The 20,440-nt window shown below is 40.7% G+C and carries 16 protein-coding genes; 13 read left to right on the forward strand and 3 right to left on the reverse strand.

Features of this window, described 5'->3' with window-relative positions; translation table 11 throughout:
• Positions 1-20: 20 nt before the first annotated feature.
• The 5 genes from dapA (at position 21) to RCG22_RS17830 (ending at position 6,007) form a co-directional block, all read left to right on the forward strand.
• On the forward strand, positions 21-917 hold the full coding sequence (gene dapA / locus RCG22_RS17810; protein ID WP_308104012.1) for a 4-hydroxy-tetrahydrodipicolinate synthase: 897 nt from the start codon (positions 21-23) through the stop codon (positions 915-917).
• Positions 918-935: 18 nt separating this feature from the next.
• Positions 936-2,438 carry an aldehyde dehydrogenase family protein gene (locus RCG22_RS17815; RefSeq protein WP_308104013.1) on the forward strand — a complete coding sequence of 501 codons (1,503 nt, stop codon included), beginning with the start codon at positions 936-938 and terminating at the stop codon, positions 2,436-2,438.
• A 156-nt stretch (positions 2,439-2,594) separates the two neighbouring features.
• Positions 2,595-4,097, forward strand: coding sequence for an alanine/glycine:cation symporter family protein (locus tag RCG22_RS17820; RefSeq protein WP_308104014.1), 1,503 nt, complete (start codon positions 2,595-2,597; stop codon positions 4,095-4,097).
• A 374-nt stretch (positions 4,098-4,471) separates the two neighbouring features.
• Positions 4,472-5,059 (forward strand): NAD(P)H-dependent oxidoreductase, encoded by a 588-nt coding sequence (locus tag RCG22_RS17825; protein ID WP_308104015.1) that lies wholly within the window; start codon positions 4,472-4,474, stop codon positions 5,057-5,059.
• A 153-nt stretch (positions 5,060-5,212) separates the two neighbouring features.
• Complete coding sequence (locus tag RCG22_RS17830; protein ID WP_308104016.1) at positions 5,213-6,007, forward strand: hypothetical protein; 795 nt, start codon at positions 5,213-5,215, stop codon at positions 6,005-6,007.
• A 477-nt stretch (positions 6,008-6,484) separates the two neighbouring features.
• On the opposite strand, the gene RCG22_RS17835 is transcribed toward RCG22_RS17830, so the two are convergent.
• Positions 6,485-10,177, reverse strand: coding sequence for a polysaccharide deacetylase family protein (locus RCG22_RS17835; protein WP_308104017.1), 3,693 nt, complete (start codon positions 10,175-10,177; stop codon positions 6,485-6,487).
• Between the two features lie 478 nt (positions 10,178-10,655).
• Between RCG22_RS17835 and RCG22_RS17840 the strand changes: the two genes are divergently transcribed.
• The 7 genes from RCG22_RS17840 (at position 10,656) to RCG22_RS17870 (ending at position 17,861) form a co-directional block, all read left to right on the forward strand.
• On the forward strand, positions 10,656-11,660 hold the full coding sequence (locus RCG22_RS17840; protein ID WP_308104018.1) for a LacI family DNA-binding transcriptional regulator: 1,005 nt from the start codon (positions 10,656-10,658) through the stop codon (positions 11,658-11,660).
• Positions 11,650-12,552, forward strand: coding sequence for a ribokinase (gene rbsK / locus RCG22_RS17845; protein ID WP_308104019.1), 903 nt, complete (start codon positions 11,650-11,652; stop codon positions 12,550-12,552). Before RCG22_RS17840 ends, rbsK begins: the two co-directional genes overlap by 11 nt.
• A gap of 6 nt (positions 12,553-12,558) precedes the next feature.
• Positions 12,559-12,954 (forward strand): D-ribose pyranase, encoded by a 396-nt coding sequence (rbsD, locus tag RCG22_RS17850; protein ID WP_308104020.1) that lies wholly within the window; start codon positions 12,559-12,561, stop codon positions 12,952-12,954.
• Position 12,955: 1 nt separating this feature from the next.
• Positions 12,956-14,455: a sugar ABC transporter ATP-binding protein gene (locus RCG22_RS17855; RefSeq protein ID WP_308104021.1), complete on the forward strand. Its 1,500-nt coding sequence runs from the start codon at positions 12,956-12,958 to the stop codon at positions 14,453-14,455.
• Complete coding sequence (locus RCG22_RS17860; protein ID WP_308104022.1) at positions 14,455-15,393, forward strand: ABC transporter permease; 939 nt, start codon at positions 14,455-14,457, stop codon at positions 15,391-15,393. Before RCG22_RS17855 ends, RCG22_RS17860 begins: the two co-directional genes overlap by 1 nt.
• Positions 15,394-15,416: 23 nt before the next feature.
• Complete coding sequence (gene rbsB / locus RCG22_RS17865; RefSeq protein WP_098264085.1) at positions 15,417-16,355, forward strand: ribose ABC transporter substrate-binding protein RbsB; 939 nt, start codon at positions 15,417-15,419, stop codon at positions 16,353-16,355.
• A 291-nt stretch (positions 16,356-16,646) separates the two neighbouring features.
• Entirely contained in the window at positions 16,647-17,861 is a 1,215-nt protein-coding gene (locus RCG22_RS17870; protein ID WP_308104023.1) for a benzoate/H(+) symporter BenE family transporter, read from the forward strand.
• A 74-nt stretch (positions 17,862-17,935) separates the two neighbouring features.
• Here RCG22_RS17870 and RCG22_RS17875 read toward each other — a convergent pair whose 3' ends face one another.
• Positions 17,936-18,328, reverse strand: coding sequence for a VOC family protein (locus tag RCG22_RS17875; RefSeq protein ID WP_308104024.1), 393 nt, complete (start codon positions 18,326-18,328; stop codon positions 17,936-17,938).
• On the opposite strand from RCG22_RS17875, the gene RCG22_RS17880 reads away from it, so the two are divergent.
• Complete coding sequence (locus RCG22_RS17880) at positions 18,320-18,457, forward strand: hypothetical protein (protein WP_308104025.1); 138 nt, start codon at positions 18,320-18,322, stop codon at positions 18,455-18,457. The genes RCG22_RS17875 and RCG22_RS17880 overlap by 9 nt on opposite strands.
• 116 nt (positions 18,458-18,573) lie before the next feature.
• Here the strand turns inward: RCG22_RS17880 and RCG22_RS17885 are convergent, their stop codons facing one another.
• Positions 18,574-20,421, reverse strand: coding sequence for a bifunctional diguanylate cyclase/phosphohydrolase (locus tag RCG22_RS17885; RefSeq protein ID WP_374049478.1), 1,848 nt, complete (start codon positions 20,419-20,421; stop codon positions 18,574-18,576).
• Positions 20,422-20,440 lie beyond the last annotated feature (19 nt).

Here is a 20,440-nt window from a genome sequence, read left to right on the forward strand (position 1 = left end):
TTATACAGGAGGAAAATAAAATGACTAAAATCAAAGGAGCTTTTCCAGTTTTAATTACGCCAATGACACAGGAGCAGGAAATCGATTGGGGCGGAGTAAAGAATAATGTTAACTACTTCGTGGACCAAGGTGTGGCAGGAATCGTCATCAATGGGAGTACTGGTGAATTTGTGAGTCTATCAAAAGAAGAAAAGTTCCAAATGGTAGAAACCGTCATGAAGGAAGTAAACGGCCGCGTCCCTGTTATTGTTGGTACTGCTGCTGAAACAACAAAAGAAACAATCGAGTATACAAAGCAGGCTGAAGCACATGGAGCTGATGGCGCTTTAATCATTAATCCTTATTACATGAAGCCGAAGGAAAATGAAATCTACCATCATTTCAAAGAATTATCTACTGCTGTTAATCTACCAATCATGCTTTATAACAACCCATTTACTTCTGGCGTGAATATGAGCACAGATTTAATGTTACAGATTGGTAAGGATTGTGAAAATGTGACTCACATTAAGGAATCAAGCGGTGAAATTGGCAAGGTAAGAGAACTTGCAAGAAAAGGTAAGGGAGACTTTGAAGTATTTTGCGGCGCTGAAGAACTTGTAATGGAGTCCTACTTAGTTGGAGCAACCGGCTGGATTTCTGTTGCAGGAAATATCGTGCCAAAACTTGTTACAGACATGTATAACCATTTCCAAAACGGTGAGCTTGAAGAGGCATGGGCAATCAATGATCGTATTTTACCCCTTTGTGCGTTTCTTGAAGGTTCTGGAAAATATGTGCAAATTGTGAAGAGAGCCATGGAATTAACTGGACAGGCGGGAGGCCCTGCACGTTACCCTCGTTTAGGTCTATCACTTGAGGAAGATCAAAAGCTAAAAGACCTTCTTGCAAGTTTAGAAACGGTAAATAACTACTAATAGTGAAGGAGAGAGAACATGCAAGCGACAAATTATAAATTGAAACCAAAAGTGCAGGAATTTTTAGAAGGTGTAAAAGGACTATATATAAATGGTGAATATGTTCCATCGATTGGAGGTAAAACGTTTTCTGTTGTTAATCCTGCAAATGAAGAGGTCATTGCGGAAGTAAGTGAAGCGGATGAGGAAGATATTAATGCTGCAGTAGCTGCTGCAAGAAAGGCATTTGATGAGGGTGAATGGACAAAAATGGATGCGGCTGAGCGCTCCCATCTCATTTATAAATTTGCCGATTTTTTAGAAGGGAATCGAGAAGAGCTTGCTCAGCTAGAATCATTGGATAATGGGAAACCATATAATATCGCTCTTGCCGACGACGTCGATGGAACCATTCAGCATTTTAGATATTATGCCGGATGGGCTACGAAAATATTTGGTAAGACAACTCAGGTTTCAAAGGATTATGTAACCTATACTGTTCATGAGCCAGTTGGCGTTGTAGGTCAAATTATTCCATGGAACTTCCCGCTTGCCATGGCAGCGTGGAAGCTCGGTTCCGCACTTGCTGTTGGCTGTACGGTTGTTATTAAGCCAGCGACTGAAACACCGCTATCTCTTTTATACGTTGGAAAGTTATTTAAAGAAGCTGGTTTTCCAGACGGTGTTGTGAATATTGTTCCAGGAAAAGGAGGAATTGCGGGAGAAGCGATCATCACGCATAAAGATGTTGATAAAGTAGCATTTACTGGTTCAACGTCTGTCGGAAAAGAAGTCATGAAAAAGGTTGCCGATCAAATTAAAGGCGTTACGCTAGAGCTTGGCGGAAAATCACCAGCCATTATTTTAGAAGATGCCAATCTTGAACAAGCAATTGAAGGGGCCTTTAACGGAACGATGTACAATCATGGGCAAAACTGTAGTGCTTGTACACGTGTATTTGTACAGCGAAACATTTATGACCGTGTCGTAGAAGCTTTAGCAGAGCGAGCAAACTCCCTGAAAGTTGGACCAGGTATGGATCCTGAGACGGAAATGGGCCCACTCGTTTCAGCTAAACAGCGTCAAACCGTTCTTAATTATATTGAACAAGGGAAAAAAGAAGGAGCACGTCTTGTGGCTGGCGGCGAAAAGGCCTTCGAAAAAGGATATTTTGTTCAGCCAACCATTTTTGCTGATGTAGAAGATCATATGGTGATTGCTCGTGAAGAAATCTTTGGTCCAGTCATGTCAATTTTCGTTTTCAACAAAATTGAAGAGGTAATTAAACGGGCAAACGATAGTGACTATGGCTTAGCTGCAAGTATCTGGACAGAAAGTATGAAAAAGGGCCATTACATTGCAAGCAAGCTGCAATCAGGTACAGTCTGGATCAATGATTTTGGTCTTGAATGGGAAACAATGCCTTTCGGTGGCTACAAACAATCAGGAATCGGCCGCGAAATGGGTGGAGATTATGGCTTACAAAACTATACGGAAGTGAAAAGTGTATTTGTTAACATCAAGCAGGATGAGTTACTATAAGGACAATGGGATAAATCTCGTTTACTAATCGGATGGGAGTGGGACAGCGGTTCTGTCCACTGTCCCATTCCACACTCTCAACTTATCTGAAAATTATTAATGTTGTAAATTAAATAAAAGGATGGAAATACTTGAAGTTTGCTGGGGAGGTATAAGATGGAAGAATTAGTGAATAAAGCGTCGGGGATGGTTTGGAGTCTTGGGTTAGTAGTGTTTGCACTTGGTGCTGGATTGTTCTTTTCCATTATGACACGTTTTGTGCAAATTAGATATTTTAAGGAAATGATTAAGCTTCTTTTTGATAAGGGTGAACCGGAATCTGGTGTGTCCTCTTTCCAGGCGTTTTGTATGGCTCTAGCCGGTCGGGTCGGTATTGGAAATATCGCCGGGGTTGCTACTGCGATTGCATTTGGCGGTCCGGGAGCGATTTTCTGGATGTGGATCATGGCTTTATTAGGAGGAGCAAGTGCTTTTGTTGAATCGACTCTCGCTCAGGTCTATAAAGTAAAAGATGGTAACCAATACCGAGGCGGAACTCCTTATTTTATTGAAAAAGGTTTAAATATGAAGTGGTTCGGGGTGTTAGTTGCGATTGTTGTTACCCTATGTTACGGAATATTAGTTCCAGGTATTCAGGCTAACACGATTGCTGTTGGATTTGAAAATACAATGGGTCTCAATAAAAGCATTACCGGCCTTATCCTTGTTGCATTACTTGCCATCATTATTTTTGGCGGTGTTAAGCGAATCGCTTCTGTTGCAGATAAAGTTGTACCTTTTATGGCTTTAGGGTATGTGATTGTCACGTTCGTTCTTTTAATTGCTAATGCATCAGAAATTCCAGCAATGTTTGGGTTAATTATTTCAAGTGCATTTGGAGCAAATGAAATGTTTGGCGGTATGATCGGTGCAGCGATTGCATGGGGTGTTAAGAGAGCGGTATTTTCCAACGTTGCTGGTGTAGGGGAAGGAACCTATAGTTCAGCCGCTGCTGCTGTATCCCATCCAGCAAAACAAGGTCTTGTTCAAGCATTCTCCGTCTATATTGATACCATCATTGTTTGTACTGCTACTGCACTTATGATTCTAATCACTGGCATGTACAGCGTTACGCCAGAAGGACAGCAGCCGATTGTTGACAAGATCCCAGGTATTGAAGCTGGGCCAATGTGGACACAAGCGGCTGTTGAAAGCGTTATCCCTGGATTTGGCAGTTTGTTTGTTGCTATTGCTATCTTCTTCTTTGCTTTTACAACTCTAATGGCTTACTACTATATTTCTGAAACAACCCTCTTTTACCTTGGCAGAAATAGAAATTTAAAAGGGTTTAAAGTAGGCTTAATGATTCTTTTCTTAGGAATGATCTACATTGGAAGTGTCGAAAACGCATCCCTATTATGGGGACTTGGTGACTTTGGCTTCGGAAGCATGGCATGGCTAAACTTAGTAGCTATTTTAATGCTAACGAAAACAGCCTTAAAAGTATTTAAAGATTATGAACAACAAAGGAAAGCAGGAATTGAACCAGTCTTCGATCCTATTAAACTCGGCATTAAAGGTGCTGATTTTTGGGAAGAGAAAGTGAAAGAGGGCAATTCAAAACGTAAGAAGAAAATAGAAGGAAAGCAATCGGAAACAGAGAACACTGTCAATTTTTAATTTTAAAACCCTTATTACGGGTAGTGACAGCCTCGCTGGTGGAGCATGATTCTTATAATTTTATGATTTGTTATTAAGCTAAATTATTGTTGTGCAATCTTCAAGTAAAGAAGGCGGTTACAGAACAAATTTCTGGACAAAATACCCCTATTCTAAATTTTTTAGAATAGGGGTATTTCATGCTAGTTTAATCTTTTACAAGCTATTCCATCGTTATCATTACCCTCAAGTCTATGAGAAATAATCTAGAATTCATAAGAAAAGGAAAACTAATATCAAACAGAGATTTTTTAATCGATGTAGCCCTCAAATAATATAAATATTTTGAAGGATGTTACAATTTACTTGTCAATTGATAAGTAAAGGGTGAGAGGATGAAGCTACTAGTAATATACACTTATCCAAATCATAAAAGATTAAATTATGCATTTTTACAAGAGGTGATGAAAGGAAGTAATGAAAATCCAAACATCAAGGAGTTACAGGTCTTAGATTTATATGAAGAGAACTTTAATCCGCTTCTAGTGTTTAACGAGCAAAAACGAAGACGTGATATGCATATGGATCCTCATATTGAAAAATATAGACAACAAATTACATGGGCTGACAAGATTGTTTTTATCTATCCTATTTGGTGGGGAAGGCCTCCCGCGATGCTTTTGGGGTATATCGATCAATTATTTGCTTCCAATTTTGCCTATCAAGATCAGAAGGGGCTTTTTCCAAAAGGGCTGCTGAAAGGAAAGTCTGTTATTTGTATATCCACCATGAAGGGTCCCACTCACTATCCCTTTCTTTGGTTGAATAATGCACATAAAACGCTGATGAAAAGAGCCTTATTTAATTTTGTGGGAATCAAGAATGTGAAGTTTTTTGAATTTGGAAATATGGAAAGTCCAAAGGGAAAACAAATGAAAAGGCTAGAAAAGATTGATACATATTTTCAAAGACTACAGCACTAAAATTGAAAAGGTTCGTTATTTTTCCAAAATCCAAGCTAGTTGGAGGATATTTCAATAGACGCTCAAATTCAGTTATTGTTTCCTACCCCCTCATTCATGTTGAATCGTTCGTATTCTATTCATATGAACACGCAAAAAAATGAGGGGTAGAACATGAATAAACTAACCAAGGGAGCCCTTGCCATGGTATTCGCGGGGTCTGTTACGTTTTCTGTCACCAACGCTTTGTTAGCCGATCAACCGCTTAAACGATTAGCCAAACAAATTGCTTTACCTATTTCCGCCGACCGAAAACAAGCGGATGTAGTCGACCGAGCAGAAAAAAGGGTGAAAGTTCAAACGCCAGCAACGAATGTGAACGACCATGATAATGAAGCTGGCCAAATATCTTTGAAAAATAGCGATACGGCTATAGCAGCCATTCAAACAAATAGGGAAAAATCCAGCAATCGCACGACAACCAGTCCGACTTATAAGAATGAAACAACAACCTCAACGTCTGTGGCAACAACGATATCTGTGAAAAGCACAAAAGCGCCAACCACAACGAGTACACCTAAAACACCGGTTGCACTGTCGAAGCCAAGCACTACCACAACAAGTGGAACCAAAAAGCCTGTTACAGCAGCGAAACCAGTGACAACTACGAAAGTACCAACAGCAACGAATCCTGGGACAAGTGCAAAAGCACCAACAGCAACGAATCCTGGGACAAGCGCAAAAGCACCAACAACATCGAAACCTGGGACAAACTCAAAAACACCAGCAACAAAGACTACACCTGCAAAGTCGAGTTCGAAAACAAAAACGGCAACCACAGCAAAATCTAATCCATCAAGTACGACCACAACAAAAACCAACCGCGGACAGCAGGTTTCTCAAGCGGCAAAAGAAAAAGCAGCGAGCCGTAAGGATAGTAAAACGCAAACCAACGTAAACAATATGTAATATTTTCAAAATGGATCGTCATCTATTGGCAAGGGGCTCCGTTAACTATCGCAAACATTAAAACTGTAATACAAAAAGACCTTCAAATTGTATGGTAATTTGGAGGTCTTTTTTTGTTGCTGCTATAACTGAATGCTGATTTCACTGTGTTTGAAAAATAAACGGAGAAATTCCGGCTAAATTGGGAAATACCCATATTTCCTTAAAAATAAGGGGAGTTTTTCCGCTTATATGATCCAAATCTTTAGATTTTGACTTATTTAGAAGAAGTAACCGGAATATCTCCGCTTATATCTGCTTCTTTTGCTGCCACTATAAACAATAGACGGAAATTTTCCGCCTATGAATTCATACCTACCCATATATCGATACGAGAAGGCGAAAATGGTTTGCATTATCCTGTGCAAATTGATGTTTAATCTATTGGCGATTCTTTTTTATAAAAATAGACCCTCCCCAAATGGGAAGGACCTACTCTTAAATTGATTCCTTAACTTTCACAATCGAGGTTTCCTGAGTTACATTTCCTTTGCGTTTTAGTTTCCCCCAACCAACGGTGACGCCCTTGATGGCCGAGAGGATTGATTTTACCACCACATAAGTCATCAACTGTTTGTACAGAATTCGTTGTAAAAACAATGAACTTAGTGGTCTCGGACTTTCCTTCTCCAACCGGAAGGCATAGAGAGATGTAAGGAGATCGAGCAGGTAAAAAAGAATAAATCCAATCGCTGCTTTTTCAGGGTGCGGTTGAAAAAGGGCGATTATAAACAATAGATCGGCAATGGGCGATATCGTTTGATAGATATATTGGAAAAGCCACATGTTTGGAAGAGCGATAAATCCTAATGAGTGATGTTTTTTATTAAATAGAGCCTCGCGATGCTTCCATAAGCATTGTAATGTACCATAAACCCAGCGATAACGCTGTTTTGCCAGACTTTTAATATCTTCTGGCACTTCTGTATAGGCATAGGCCTTTTCCTCAAATTCAATCGTTTTTCCCTGGCGTAAAAGCGTAAGCGTGATATCGGTATCCTCGGCCAGTGTATCTTCTTGAAAGTAGCCGGCCTTTTCTACGTCCGTCTTTCTCCAGGCACCGATGGCACCAGGTACTACTGTAATGCAATTGAGTGCCGCAAAGGCCCTTCGCTCAAGGTTAAAGCCGGTTACATATTCGATATGCTGCCAGTTTGTAAGAAGGTTCCCCTTATTGCCGACCTTCACATTACCGGAGACCGCAGCGACATTTTCATTTTTAAAATGGTTCACAAGCAAGGAAATCGCATTTTCAGCGATGAGTGTATCAGCGTCTAGTGCGACGATGATTTCTCCGTTTGCTTCTTTAAAACCAAGATTCACCGCCGAAGATTTTCCCCCGTTAGGCTTTTGAATCAATCGGATAAGAGGATGGTTTGCATAGGTTTCTTGTACGACCACGGCCGTCTCATCCTTTGATCCGTCGTCGATAATCAGTATCTCAAAGCTTGGATAATCGCTCGCCAAAATAGAATCAACGGTTTTGCCAATCACCTTTTCCTCGTTATAGGCCGCAATCACGACACTGACAAAAGGAGTAAAGCTAGGGTCGATCTCCGTCGCTTTATACCTTCTTACCTGTCTCCTTGAAAGGAAAACGAAGACAGCCAGCCGCAAGATTCCGATAATAATGGCTGAGTAGAATAGGAAGCTTAATCCTGATTGCCAGGCCTGGATCACCATAAATACGGCCTTGTCATAGATCAAATAAGGGTTATCCTGATGAACAGGTGGCATGATTTGACGATCACTTTTTCCAATGAGATCTGCCACGGTGGTAAATGTATAGCCGCGCTGTTTGAGTTCTTTAATAATTATCGGCAAGGCTTTTACCGTGTTGGAACGATCACCGCCGGCATCATGCATCAAAATGATATTTCCTTCAGGCAGTTGTTTCAATACCAACTTCACCATCTCATCACTAGAAAGCCTTTGCCAGTCATCGGAGTCAATTAATTCACCGACCATAGTATATCCCATATCTTGGGCGCGTACGATTGGCTCCAGTTCGTTCCTTGTGTTTGGTTCGGCATTGGCCACAAACGGCGGACGGAAAAGTGTCATCGAATGACCGGTAATTTCTTGAAATAATCGCTGATTGGCATTTAGCTCCATTTTGGTTTGAAAGGGTGTAATCGATGCTACCTCGGGATGGGTAAAGGTATGGTTGCCAATTTCGTGGCCTTCTTTATACATCCTTTTAACCAGTTCTGGATGCTTTAATGCGTTCTCTCCGATAATAAAGAAGCTCCCTTTAACGTGATTCTTGTCCAAAATATCCAATATTTGTGGTGTGTAGGTTGGATCCGGGCCATCATCAAAGGTAAGGACGACTTCCTTACCTTTCGGCTTACCGTACCGAACCACTTCTGTAGGCTTTGCTAATTTACGATAGGTTTCGGTTTGAATCAGCCCATTTGAATTCATTTGAAGCGTTCTTTTCCCTTTTTCTGCTGAAGAAACAACGTTCAAAATCTCACCAGCACCTGAATAATGAACAGAATTCGGACTGGCAAAGGTTTCAAGGGCCTGGGATGGATTGTTGATTGCCTTTGGCTTATTGATATAACTCCAGATGGAAGGATCTTCAGAACCGAGACGCCAAACTGCGATTCCCTTTGAGCCGTGATTGATCGCTAACTTCATTTGATTATAAAACGAAGCTGCATCTAAAAACCAAACGGTATGGTTTTTTCCATTTCTTTTGTATCGTACATAAGGGTTGCCTATCTGTTGATTCCATTGGATTTGGAGATTAGTTCCCATTCCTAAATCCATGATATCCCCGAAGCCAACCGTAGCGGCGGGCTTATTAGAGTTTTCCTCCCAGTCGTAACCGAAACTTCCCAAACTGACAACCAATTTTTCGGGAGGAATCGTGAGCTGGGTTAAGTTCTTTTGTACCCAATCAGATGAAGCGACTGGTCCAGGTTTACCCATAGGGTAATGCTGGTCATAGAGCATGACAATCATCCGGTCCACGTTCGCTGCTAAAGACGTATAGTTAAAGCTATTGTTTTTCGGCGGAACATCCAGTGTGACCATGAGACCTTGCTTATGAAATGCGTCGTAAACATTTTCGATAAAATGAGTGAAATCATCTTTGTCGGTGGGTTGGATGTCTTCAAAATCTATATTTATTCCATCAAAGTCATTTGTTTTTACATAATCCAACAGCTTTTTAATGAAAAGATCTTCAGCACCAGGCGTTACGAATAACCGGTGCAGAACTTCGCCGTCCCATTTATTATTGTTAAAATTATTCACCAAGGGAAGAATCTTTATATTATGGGCTTTGGCCGCGGCGATCACCGATTTGTCCGTGCTTGTTTTCAGGGTAAGTCCGGATGTAAGCTGCATCCAGCCCGGTACTAATGCCGTAATCGAATCAATATTTTTTTTAAAAGAAGTCCGGCTGCTTTTGTCCCAATTGACGTAAAAACCATACACCTCTTGCCTTTTATTCCATTGCCCGCTATTTTTTGAAACAAGTGGGGCACGACTTGTTTTTTGAATTTGCGAGGCGAGTTGTTTCTCACTGAAACTTGTATTAATCGGCTCAATCCCGCTCTTTGCAGCACTGTTACTCAATTGCAGCTCAGGAAATTTAGGATTCGTATTCAGACTTTCCACAAAAATAGCCGATACTAAAATAATTAAAATCGTAAAGCCTGCACTCATTCGTTTGATAATCGACCATCGTCTGTGGGCAGAGTCAAGGAAGACTTGGTCTTGATTAATTTCCCTCTTTTTCAGTCCTAGATTGTAAAACCAATGGAAGATAAAGTAGCAGACAAGACCAATCAACCCGCCAAGCACTCCTGATACTATCGATTGCTGGAGCTGTATATTAGACTTGAGGTTAGCGAATAACCAGAAATCTTCTAGTAGATGAAAATTCTGGATCGGTAAATGACTCATCTTTGGGATGAAAATTGGAATTAACGTTCCAAGCAATAAGGCGATAATATTCAGACGCAACAAAAGGGAAAGAACGAGCAATAAGGGAATTCTGACACTATCAATAGGCAAAAATCCTAGAAAAAACCCAAGTGTGCTAGCCACCGCACCTGCACTGCCGGTGACAGGGGCAAATAATGAGCTAACAAACCACCTAAAAATTCGATTCACGCGGACTCCTCCTATAGGGTAGTGGAACTATTTTACTAGATTCATGTTATAAGATTAAAGTTATCTCATGCAGCTGACGAATAGATTTTTCGACAAAAAACGGCTGTCTCCAAAAAATTAGCTAATCATCTTAAGATTTTGGGGGTAGGTTGAAAAACTCCTGTTATCTTTTATTTGGTAATAGAGGGATATTATTATAAACTACTTTTAAATAATTGTTTGAAAAAGTATTGACACCCTATATAAATGCGACTAAAATAAAAATGCAAACGATTACAAGACGTAGAAGTTAATCTTTTTTTGATCCGTATGTAACGGGTTACACAAGATTAAATATCTGCCTAATAATAAGTTCTTTTTTTTAAAGGTGTGTGTAACGGGTTACACAAGGAGTCATTCATTTGAAAGACAATTCTTTTTTTTACTAAAATGTGTAACGGGTTACATAAATGATTTAGCAAGGGTGAGGGGGGACAGCATGAGCACCATTAAAGAAGTAGCTGCTGAAGCAAACGTGTCTGTTGCCACTGTTTCCAGAGTCTTAAATAATAAAGGGTATGTGAATGAGGAAACCAGGAAAAAGGTTTTGCTCGCCATTGAGAAATTAAATTATGTACCAAATGAAGTGGCAAGAAGTCTTTTTAAGAAACAATCGAAGACCATTGCCCTCATTGTTCCAGATATTAAGAACCCGTTCTTTCCTGAAGTGGCACGAGCGATTGAAGATGTGATGAGTAGTCAGGAATATACCTTAATCCTTTGTAATTCGGATGGGAATGTTGAAAAGGAAATCATGTATTTGGATGTGATGAAGCAGAAATATGTGGATGGCATTATTATTGTCACGAGTACATTGACGCCTAAGCATATTGAAAGTAGAGACATCCCAATCGTCGCGTTAGACCGGCCCATCAGCAGCGAATTGCCCTCTGTTTCCGTTAATAATTTTGAAGGAGCAAAGCAGGCAGTACAGTATTTGAAGGCGATTGGCTGCAAAAAAATTGCCCATATTCGCGGTCCGCACAAGATCAGCAATGCGGATGAACGCTATAAGGGCTACTTAGCTGAAGTGGGACATGAACCCTGGTTTCATCCTGATTTAGTGGTGGATGGAAACTATCATGTGGAGCAGACAACAGAGGCAGCCACGAGATTGCTCCTAATGAATCTTGATATTGATGGAATCTTTGCAGGGAACGACTATATGGCGGTAGGAGTATTGAAGGCTGCACGAAAGCTAGGGATTCGGGTGCCAGATGATTTATCGTTGATCGGCTTTGATGGAATCCAATTGAGTCAATTAATCAGTCCTGAAATCACAACCATGGCACAGCCGATCTATGAGTTGGGTTCAACGGCAGCTGAGCTGCTGCTTAAAATGATTGAGGGAAAGATGGTCGAGAAATTCGATTATCAGTTTGAAGTGTCGTTAATGAAAGGCCAATCTACAAGGGCTTTAGGAGTGATACCATTTGAAAAATAGTAAAATAACAGTGATCGGCAGTATCAATATGGATTTAGTGACGAGTACCAATCGAGTACCCATCCTAGGGGAAACGGTGATGGGGGAAGCCTTTCATACCATTCCGGGAGGAAAAGGTGCCAATCAGGCCGTAGCCGCTGCAAGATTGGGTGCGGAAACCACGATGATTGGCTGTGTCGGCAATGATTTATTTGGCCAGGACCTATTAAAGCATTTGAAGAGTCAAGGTATAAATGTGGCTAATGTGAAACCGGTTACACACTCTTCGACGGGCATCGCCTCGATTACTTTGTCCAATGGAGACAATCAGATTATTGTGATTCCAGGTGCGAATTATCAAGTCACTCCAGATGTTGTTGCCTCATTTGAAGAGGTTATTGCAACTAGTGATATCTTGTTACTTCAGCTCGAAATTCCGCTTGAGAGTGTGGAAAAAGCAGCCGAACTTGCGGTCAAGCATCAGGTGAAAGTGATTTTAAATCCTGCACCGATTCAACCGCTTCCGAAGGGATTGCTAGAGAAGGTCAATTACCTAACTCCTAATGAGTATGAACAACAATTACTCTTTGATTCGATTGAATGGACCGTTGAAGAGCGGCAAGAGATGTTAAAGAAATGTATTATTACTAGAGGTTCCAAGGGAATTACCTTTTATCAAGATGAAAAAGTGGAGATTCCTAGTTTTAAAGTAGATGTCGTTGATACGACGGGTGCCGGAGATTCCTTTAATGGGGGTTTCGCATATTCCATCAGTCAAGGGGCGTCTTTAGAGGATTCTTGTCGGTTTGCAACGGCTGTCGCAGCTCTTTCGGTGACCAAGCTTGGTGCCCAAAGCGGCATGCCAACACTAGAAGAGGTTCAGGCGTTTTTACAAACACAGGGAGAGGAGTGAAATCGAATGAAGAAAAATGGCATCTTAAATAGTCACATTTCCGAAGTCCTTTCACGGCTTGGTCATACAGATACAATCGTCATTGCGGATTGCGGGCTGCCAATTCCGGCAGAAACGATCCGAATTGACCTTTCACTTAACCTAGGGACTCCATCTTTTATGGAAACGCTTCAAGTTGTCTTAGCGGATATGGCAGTGGAGAAAGTAACTCTAGCCCATGAAATCAAAGAACAAAATCCAGAAGTAGAGGGTCAGGTTACAAATCTAGTAAATGGTGTTCCCATTAATTATATTACCCATGAAGAACTAAAGGCATTAACGAAACAGGCGAAAGCGGTGATTCGGACCGGTGAAGCAACTCCCTATGCCAATATTATTTTACACGCAGGAGTGATTTTCTAATATGAGCCTTACACCTGTCATCGAAATGAAGGGCATAAGCAAAGCATTTTCTGGAAACAGGGTTTTGGATCAAGTTGATTTTCAGCTTTTACGAGGTGAAATCCATGCCCTGATGGGGGAAAATGGTGCGGGGAAATCAACGTTAATCAAGATTTTAACCGGGATTTACGAACGTGATGCTGGGAAGGTTTTTATCAAAGGGAAAGAGGTCCATTTTAAAAACCCGAAAGAAGCAGAGCAAATGGGGATTGCTGTCATCCATCAAGAGTTAAATATTATTCCTTATCTCACCGTCTATGAAAATATGTTTCTTGGCAAAGAATTGACGGTTGGCAGGTTTGGGATTACTAGAGATAAAGAAATGAAGAAGAAGACGAAGGAATACTTAGACCGCCTAGGAATTGAGATTGATCCGAATATGGAAGCGGGAAATTTATCTGTCGGTCAACAACAAATGATTGAAATTGCACGTGCGGTTGCGGCCAATACAGAGGTCCTTATCATGGATGAGCCAACAGCAGCGCTGACGGATCGGGAAATTGAGGCCCTATTTAAAGTGATTGACTCCTTAAAGAAACAAGGAGTGGGAATCGTCTATATCTCGCATCGGATGGAAGAGATTTTTCAGATTTGTGACCGAATTTCAGTCCTTCGGGACGGACAATTCATCGATAGCAAAGAAGTGGCTAAGACCAACTTTGATGAAATTGTCAAATTAATGGTGGGACGGCAGTTGGGTGAGCGTTTCCCAGAACGGAATACGAAAATTGGCCAAGAACGATTCAAGGTCGAGAACTTAACAAGCAAAGGCAGCTTTGAAAATATTAGCTTTTCCATTCATCAAGGTGAGATTGTTGGTGTTGCGGGTCTAATGGGTGCTGGCCGTAGTGAAATCATGCAAGCCATCTTCGGTTATCGTGCCCTTGATGGAGGTAAGATGTTCATTGATGGTAAGGAAGTAACCATCAAGTCTCCGTATGAAGCGATTAAGGCTGGGATTGCATTTGTGACGGAGGACAGAAAAAGCCAAGGGCTTATTCTTGATCTTTCCGTTCGTGAGAATTTATCGATTACCACGCTTGATAAAATTTCTAATAAGAGTGTGGTTTCCTCTAAAACTGAAATAAGCCTGGTCGATGAAATGATTGAAAAGCTTCATGTGAAAACATCTGGCCGAGAAATTAGTGTCAAATCCTTAAGTGGTGGGAATCAACAAAAGATTGTCATCGGTAAATGGTTAGGAATTCATCCCAAAATATTAATTCTTGATGAGCCCACACGAGGAGTGGATGTGGGGGCGAAGAAAGAAATCTATCAATTAATGAACGATTTAACCAAACAAGGGGTTTCAATCATTATGGTTTCGTCTGAGCTTCCTGAGATATTAGGAATGAGTGACCGGGTTCTCGTGATCCATGAGGGGAAATTAACTAACGTGCTGAATAAGTCGGAGGCAACCCAAGAAAATATTATGCAATCCGCAACTGGAGGTAATCATTAATGAAATCCGCAAAGTTCCAGATCTTACAAAAGTTAGGTCCGTTAATTGGACTCATTGTCATTACGGTCATTCTTTCAATCGTAAGTGAAAGCTTTTTAACCTTAGATAATATCTTTAATGTACTGCGCCAAGTTTCCATTAATGCGTTAATTGCCTTCGGAATGACCTTCGTCATCTTAACAGGTGGAATTGATTTGTCAGTTGGATCGATTTTAGCGTTATCCTCCGCGATAACCGCTGGGATGTTAGCGAATGGAATGGATCCAACGCTTTCGATGTTAATTGGCTTAGGAGCAGGTGCGGTCATGGGGGCCATTAATGGTCTATTTATCACCAAAGGAAAAGTCGCTCCGTTTATTGCGACGCTGGCAACAATGACAATTTTCCGGGGGCTAACCTTGGTTTATACGGATGGCCGCCCGATTACCGGGCTGTCAACGAGTTCATTTTTTGAAATCATGGGAAGAGGCTATTTTGGTTGGATTCCTGTACCGGTCATTTGGATGCTCATTTGTTATCTGATTCTTTATTTTATCCTGAAAAAGACCACATTTGGCCGCAGAGTTTACGCAATTGGCGGGAATGAAGAGGCATCAATCCTTTCAGGAATCAAGGTAACGAATGTGAAAATTTGGATTTACTCAATTACCGGGGCTCTTTCTGCTCTTGCAGGGATTATCCTGGCATCGAGATTGGATTCTGCCCAGCCAACTGCTGGTACCTCTTATGAACTTGATGCCATTGCATCTGTTGTTTTAGGTGGAACAAGTCTTTCAGGTGGAAAAGGGTGGATTTTTGGAACATTGGTTGGGGCACTCATTATTGGAGTTTTAAATAATGGTTTGAATTTAATGAATGTTAGCTCCTTCTACCAGCAGGTAGTTAAAGGGGGTGTCATCTTACTAGCCGTCTTGCTTGATCGTAAAAAAACTGCTTAATCAAATTATGGGGGTATTAAAAAATGAAAAAACTATTTAAAGGTTTTCTATTTTTAACATTACTAATGGTCGTTTTAGCTGGTTGTTCTACAAAAGCACCTTCAACTTCTTCTGACAAGGATTCATCGAAAAAGATGAAAGACGAGAAACTAAAAGTGGGTCTTTCGATCTCTACGTTAAATAATCCTTTCTTTGTTTCATTAAAAGAGGGTGCTGAGAAAGAAGCAAAATCACAAGGTACAGAGATGATTACAGTTGATGCACAAAATGATTCAGCGAAACAAGTAAGTGATATCGAAGATCTTATTCAAAAGGATGTTAACGTACTAATCGTGAACCCAACTGATTCGGATGCGGTTAAAGCGGCAATTGAATCAGCTAATAATGCTAACATTCCAGTGATTACGGTGGACCGTAGTGCAAATGGCGGAACAGTTGTAGCCCATATCGCTTCTGATAACGTAGCTGGTGGTCAAATGGCTGGTGACTTTATTGTTGAGAAGTTAGGCAAAAAAGGTAAAGTCGTAGAATTAGAGGGAATCCCAGGATCTTCTGCAGCTCGTGAACGCGGCGAAGGATTCCACAAAGCAATTGATGGTGTCAAAGGTATCGAAGTAGTGGCTAAGCAAGCAGCGGATTTTGACCGTGCAAAAGGATTAACTGTAATGGAAAATATCCTTCAAGGCAACAAGGATATCCAAGCTGTATTTGCCCACAACGATGAAATGGCGCTAGGAGCTCTTCAAGCACTTGAAGCAGCTGGATTAAAAGATGTGATTGTTGTCGGTTTTGATGCAACGGATGACGCCGTTAAAGCAGTAAATGACGGTAAAATGGGAGCAACAGTTGCCCAGAAGCCTGAAGAAATCGGCCAAAAAGGCGTTCAAACAGCGATGAAGGTATTTATGAAGGAATCTGTCGATAAGTTTATTCCTGTATCTTTAGAGTTGATTAAGAAGTAAGTTTTATTGGAGATTGATAGAGGGTTTAGCGGAGAAGTGCTATGGAGCACTTCTCTTTTTTATAGTAGAACAAAATCTTCAAGAGCCGATTTTTAAGTTCTATGAGCGGATTTTCGCTTTCAATGAGCGAATCTTGACACTCAATGAGCGGATTTCCACTTCTAATGAGCGAATTTTGACATCCAATGAGCGAATCTAAGAAGCTGCTTATGATTTAGAGAACGATTTATATCTTCTTGGTGATATACTAAAAGAAATAGAATAGTAAAATAATAAATATAAGGAGAAAAAATGGGACAGCCAGATAGATATATTAGTGAACAGGACAATGAATCATTGCCTAAAAACAAACGGCTTTTACGAGATTTAACAAGTCAAAATGTATCGTCCGGATTCATTTCTAGTACTCTAGTCATGACAGGTCCGGCGTTAATTATTTTGCAGGCAGCGGCGGCGGGGCATTTCTCTGATCAGCAGACCATCAATTGGATGTTTGCTGTCTATTTCTTTGGAGGGTTATTCGGGATTATCATGCCACTATTATTTAGAATTCCCATCACGGGTGCTCACTCGATTTCAGGAGTTGCCTTTCTAGCTACGGTGACAGCCCATTTTACCTATCCTCAGCTAATTGGCGGGTATGTGATGTCAGGGCTGATTATTTTGCTGATTGGAATATCAGGACTTTTTACTAAAATAATAAAATGGGTGCCGAAGGAAGTCATTGCTGCCATGTTGGCAGGCCTTGTTACCAATTATGTGGTTCAGATTGTCCCAGATGTGAAAACGATGCCTATCGTGGGTGGAGCGGCCCTGCTAAGTTTTTTCATCAGTACGAAAATCTCAAACCGGATACCGGCCGTTATGGTCGCAGTGGTGGTCGGGTTTATTACTTTGTTTTTAACTCAGGACTTACATTCCGCTTCTAAAGGGATTGCTTTTTTCCTGCCATCCGTAAAGACGCCGGAATTTACGTGGATGGGGCTAATCACTCTGGGACTGCCTCTCGCCATGTTAATCCTAAGTAATGATGTGGCACCTGGAATCGGAGCGCTAGAGAGTTCAGATTTTGAACCTCCGATCCGGAAAATTGTTTCTTTTAGTGGTGTTTTTTCAATAATCGCAAGCTTTTTTGGAGGGCAAAGTGCAAACATTGCCGGGATGATGACCGCAATTTGCTCTAGCTCGGATGCTGGGATGAAATCAAAGCGCTATATGGCAGCAGTAGTATCAGGGGTATTGACGTTATTTTTCGGAGTTTTTGCGTGGAAGATTGTCCCTTTTATCCAATCGTTGCCCGAGGCATTTGTATCGATGCTAGCTGGATTTGCGTTGATGGGTGTACTAATCTCAAGTTTGCAGCAGGGTTTCTCCGAAAATAAATATCGTTTAAGTGCACTCTTTGCATTCTTGATTGCGTTGTCGCATGTATCATTCTTCCATATTAGCGCACCTGTATGGGGATTGGTTGTTGGCGCAATCATTGCGAAGACGGTTGAATCATAAAAATTTCGGATTTTTGAATTTTTGGTAGAAAGGAAAGAGGAGAAGTGTTTTGCACACTTCTTCTCTTTCCCTTTTTAACCTTGGTCGTTTCGATCGACGTTAAGTTCAATTAAATTGCCATCTGGGTCGGCACAGAATATTTGTGCAAAGCCACTTATGCTATCAGGTTTCTCCAATAGTTCGACGTTCATTTTCTTTAACCAATCCAACGTCTCCGTGTAATCTCTCACTCTCAGCGCAAAATGACCTTCTCTGCTGCTCAGACGTTTGTCTTGGCGAATGGTTTGAGAGGTAGGAAGAACGATTAGATGAAGCTGTTGACCGTTCACTTCGTACCAAGCACCAGGAAAGTCAAAATTCGGACGCCCGATTTCCTTTAAACATAAGATGTTGCTATAAAAATGCTTGGCTCGTTCTAAATTGGTAACGGTAAGACTAACGTGATGGAGTTCTGTATAATGAATCACCGCAGTCATCTCTCCCTACATATATTTAGTATCATCATAACACAAATAGATGATTGGATTGGTGTGTTAAAAATTGAAGCAATGCCCCTTAAGTTACCGTTTGTGAATGCCGGCCAGCTTATTAAGTAGTTTGAGTAATTTATCGGCCACTTCCCATTTTCTCTTACCTACCACCCCAATAAAACCTAAAAAAGCCACGCGGTTAGCCTGGCTTGGGTTATTGTCTTAATTCTCAATGCCTCCTGTCAGCCGTTTACTAGAACAGGCTCATTTTTCCGTTCATGCCCAGAGTTATCAAACGCCATGATCATGGCTATAAACGGTTCGATGAATTGAGGATCAAATTGTTTTCCAGAGCAATCACGCAATTCAGCAATCGCTTCATGGAAGGTTTTTGTTTTTTGATAAGGACGCTCGGTTGTCATTGCATCAAAGGAATCGATCACACAGAGAATTCGCGCCAGCTTGGGAATCGATTTTCCTGCTAAGCCATATGGATAGCCGTTCCCGTCATAGCGTTCATGGTGGAGTTCAACTAGCGGAATCAAGTCTTCTAATTTCTTATTCGTTGAAATGATCTCTTTTCCATAAGTTACGTGCTTCTTCATCCATTCCCATTCATCAGACTCAAGCTTTCCTTTTTTATTTAAAATCTCCCGCGGGATTTCTATTTTTCCAATGTCATGGACAAGAGCTCCAAGAATCAGCGTTTTGCGTTCATGAACACTTAAGTTAAGGATCCGTGAAAAATCAACCGCATATTGGTAGACCCGTTTACTGTGGCGATAAGTATAGACATCTTTTGAAAGGAAGATCTTTAATTGAAACTCCGCTTCCTCCAGCTCCTTTTCAAGTGAAAGTAAGCGATGAACGGAATATTCAGAATGCTCATTATAGATTTGGACAAGATTCTTCCCCTGGTTTTTCGCCGCGTACATGGCTTGGTCTGCTCTGTTCAGAAGTTCAGAAATATTGTAGGTCTCCTTTTCACATTCGGCAATCCCAGATGAAAAGGACAAGCAGCCGTACGGGAGACGTTCCACCCCAATATAGTAGGTGTCATTTACTTTCTTTCGTAATTCATTCATGAACGAATAAGCGGTTTTACAATCGGTGTTGGGCATGATGATCGAAAATTCTTCGCCGCCATAGCGTGCAACGATAAAATTTGCCGCGTCGGACTCGGTTTTTAAAATGGCACCAAATTCCTGAAGCAGATGATCGCCTTGAATATGCCCGTACAAGTCATTAAATTTTTTAAAATCATCGATATCAAGGATAACCACACTTAAAGGCTGATCCGTTTCCTTTGCTAGAGCTACTTCCTTTTCCAAAATTTCTTTAAAGTAACCGTGGTTATTGAGACCAGTAAGGAAATCTTTATTTGCCTTCTCAGAAATCTCTTTAAATAGGTTAAAATGCTGTTTAAATGCTAAAGACAATAAAAAGGCAATAAAGGTGAAGAGAGTTAAACCAAATAATTTTTCGGGTTTCATTAAAATGACTAGGACTAATGAAAGCACAAGTGTACTAATATATGTGGCCGTTGTCTCCTTAATAATAGCCTTAAAAAAGTTTACGAGGTTTTCTGTTGCTTCCAATATGAAATAGATCCCAACTAATAGTAGATTTAGTGCAAAATAGGTGCAAAAAGAAAGTAAATAGGGAAGGATGTTATCGACACTGATTGGTCCAGTGGAGCCATCTGTAAACATAAAAGCATAATAGGAACAAATGATCATTAAGGAATAAACTGAGAAATTAAATAGATGTTTCCACCAGGCGATTTTTCGCTGGAATAACGCAAATACAATGGAATGTATGAATAAAACAAGTAATGATGTATTTAATCCATACAAAAAAAGACTTGCTAGATAAATAGAAGAATCCATAGAAAGGGAGTTACCCTTTGGAGGAATCAGTATGGTGTAGTAATTAAGCAATAAAATGGAACCGGAAAAAGCAAAAATAACAATCCAATCCATTTGAGAGTACTGTAGGATTTTAATCAAGACAGTAAAGAATAAAATCCCTAAGCCCGAAATTAAAAAAAGGTATATATTTGCAGGTTTCTTTAGAATACGCATACTCATCACTCTCATAAATAAATTT

The sequence above is a fragment of the Neobacillus nitrireducens genome (assembly GCF_030915405.1).
In the GTDB taxonomy this organism is placed as follows: Bacteria; Bacillota; Bacilli; order Bacillales; family Cytobacillaceae; genus Neobacillus.